The sequence below is a fragment of the Mesorhizobium sp. M7A.F.Ca.CA.002.09.1.1 genome (assembly GCF_003998555.1).
Taxonomy (GTDB): domain Bacteria; phylum Pseudomonadota; class Alphaproteobacteria; order Rhizobiales; family Rhizobiaceae; genus Mesorhizobium; species Mesorhizobium ciceri.
Map to the genome: position 1 here is coordinate 1 of NZ_RZRR01000759.1, position 2,778 is coordinate 2,778.

Genomic DNA, 2,778 nt, shown 5'->3' on the forward strand with positions numbered 1-2,778 from the left:
ACTACAAGGTCTACCGAGCCGACGGCCAGCCCCGGCTTTCCGACCTTGAGCACGTCGGCGGCAAGAGTGGCTGGCTGAAGGTTTCACTTTTGAAGGCGGAGACCGCAATGGGATCGCGTGATAGCATTGTCATTGCGGCCGTGACGGACGACGGGCAGGTGCTGGCCTCCGAAACGGCCGAGCGCTTGTTCCAGATACCCGCATCCATCGCGGCGATTGATGCCGAATATCCGGCCAACCGCATGGCCGGGATCGACAGGGAAGCGTTGGGCGCTGCGCAAAAATCCGCCGAGGACGAAAACCGGAAATGGCTCGAAGAGGAAACCGTCAAGCTTGAAGCCTATGCCGAGGATCTCGAAAAATCGAATGACATACGTGTCAGGGAACTGGACCTGGAGGCGCGCAACGCCCGGCGGGCACTTCGGGCCAATCAGGCGATTCCGCTAGTCGAGAAGGTAGCGGAAGAACGCCGGATCAAGAAGCTTGAAGGCGAGCGGGATGACCTCAAAATGTCGACCTTCCAGACGCTCCGCGAAATCCGGAAGGAGGTCGACAGCAAACTCGACGAGGTCGCCGCGAAGCTGGCGATTACGCCCAAGGTAACACCATTGCTGACGGTGAGGTGGGAGGTGCTATCGGGGGGCAGCAGCCTATGGATGTCTTAGTCCAAAGTGCTGGAACGGCAGAAACGCTTGGCAATGCAGTCAGAGCATGGAGTGAACATCGCCCGTGTACAGGGTTCTGGGTAGCCGCAGCCTACGCCACTGTCTCGGGAGTTCGTGAATTGCTTGGCGCATTAACGATGATGGATGCGCCTGAAACGCATTGGCTCGTGGGGCTAGATGACTATATCACCCAACCCGGAGCTCTCAGGTTGATTCAATCTCTTCCTGGAGCGCAAATTCGCGTTGCAGGCCTCTCAAGCAAAGATGCGAGGTTCCATCCCAAGCTGTATTTTTTCAAGTCAACATCGAAGGAAGAGACCAACCTCCTAGTTGTCGGTTCGGCCAATCTGACTCGTGCTGCTCTCCGTAAGAATTGCGAGGCCAACGCAATTGGCACTGGAGGCAAGAATTCTACTGAAGCCTTTGATGCGGCTTGGTCGCAGTTGTGGAGCATCGGCGAGGAGCTTACAGCGGAGAAATTGAGCGAATACGAGCAAACCTATCTAAAGATTCGACCGCTCCGAGACGCTATCGCGCGACTGACCACAGGCAAGAATGAGAAAGAGCCTCCTGTAAAGAAAGCTTTAGATTCCGACCAAACCGAAGTAGATCCAGCGCTCGCCACAACGTGCTGGATTGAGGGTGGCAATATCACGTTGATGGGAAAGGAGCTTGAGTTTAAAGCGGAGCAAGCGCTTTTCTTTGGGCTTTCCTCAAACGGCGGAGAGGATTCATATTTCAATTTCAAAACCTCGGCAGGGACTGTCGCTAAACTCAAAATGCGGTATCAGCAGAATCACATGTGGCGACTTCAACTGAACGATGAAGTTCCTGAGGTGAAAGTCGGGCTCAGACCGAAAAATCCAGATGGCAGTTTGGGCAGGTCACCGTATGTCGCCGTATTTGAACGGACAAAAATTGGAGGCACCTTCGTACTCGGGTTCCTTCATTTGGAGTCCAAAGAATTTTCTAGGTTGAAACGTCAATCTGAAAGATATGGGGCGACTGGTAGCACCATCGCGCGGCAATACGGATGGTTTTAACGTCGGAAAAATGATGAACGGATCAAAAAAACTAGAACTAACTTGGGTTGGAAAAGGCTCATCGCCTTCGATCGAACCACGTATTCTGGTTCCAGATGATGATTTCTCGCATATCGCAAGCGAGAAGAAGACTGGGGATCTTTATGCGAACTCTCTGATTCAGGCCGATAATCTATTAGCGCTTAAATCCCTCCAAGACGAGATCGGAGGTATGGTGAAGTGCATTTTTATTGACCCTCCGTATAATACCGGATCTGCATTTGAGCAATACCAGGATGGTGTTGAGCATTCTCTTTGGCTAAATTTACTAAACGATCGAATTAAGCTTCTCTACAATCTATTGGAGCCAACCGGTTCCTTCTGGGTGAGCGTTGATGACAACGAAGCGCATTATCTGAAAGTTATGTGCGACGAGGTGTTTGGTAGAGGTAATTTTATCGCGAATGTAGTCTGGCAGAAAAAGTATACCGTTTCCAACGACGCTAAGTATTTCAGCGACAACCACGATCATATTTTGGTGTACGCAAAAGAGCGAGAACGTTGGTCCCCCAATCGCCTGCCCCGCTCTGATGAAATGAATGCACGATATTCAAATCCGGACAATCATCCGAAAGGTCCATGGAAGGCTACACCACTGCACGCGAAGAGCGGCAGCGCGAAGGCAAAAGGATTCAGCTTTCAGTTCAAGAATGGGTTCGTTTGGCGGCCCCCTTCAGGAACCTTTCCAAGATTCTCTGAAGAGTCGTTGCGACGGATGGACGAGAACAGCGAGATTTGGTTTGGACAAGGCGGCACTTCACAGCCATCACGAAAGACCTTTCTTTCGGAGTTGTCGAATACGGGAACCCCACCGCTGACAGTGTGGCTAAGTTCAGATGTCGGGCATAATCATGAGGCCAAAACCGAGGTAAAGGCATTCAATCCGGATGATGTCTTCGCCACTCCAAAACCCGAGCGCTTGCTTCAGCGGATTCTTCACATTGCCACTAGTCCCGGTGATCTCGTCCTCGATTCATTCGCAGGGTCCGGGACCACGGGGGCAGTCGCGCACAAAATGGGCCGTCGTTGGA

At 52.1% G+C, this 2,778-nt stretch carries 2 protein-coding genes and 1 pseudogene; all 3 read left to right on the forward strand.

Annotated elements, in window-relative coordinates; all coding sequences use genetic code 11:
- Positions 1–665, forward strand: a pseudogene (locus EN994_RS35480) (helicase SNF2); the annotation flags it as partial.
- The gene (locus EN994_RS25765; protein ID WP_082826468.1) at positions 653–1,708 is read left to right on the forward strand and encodes a phospholipase D-like domain-containing protein; all 1,056 of its coding nucleotides are present in this window, start codon (positions 653–655) and stop codon (positions 1,706–1,708) included. The pseudogene EN994_RS35480 and the gene EN994_RS25765, both read left to right, overlap by 13 nt.
- A gap of 13 nt (positions 1,709–1,721) precedes the next feature.
- A partial coding sequence (locus EN994_RS25770) for a site-specific DNA-methyltransferase (RefSeq protein WP_164746190.1) occupies positions 1,722–2,778 on the forward strand: 1,057 nt, incomplete at its 3' end.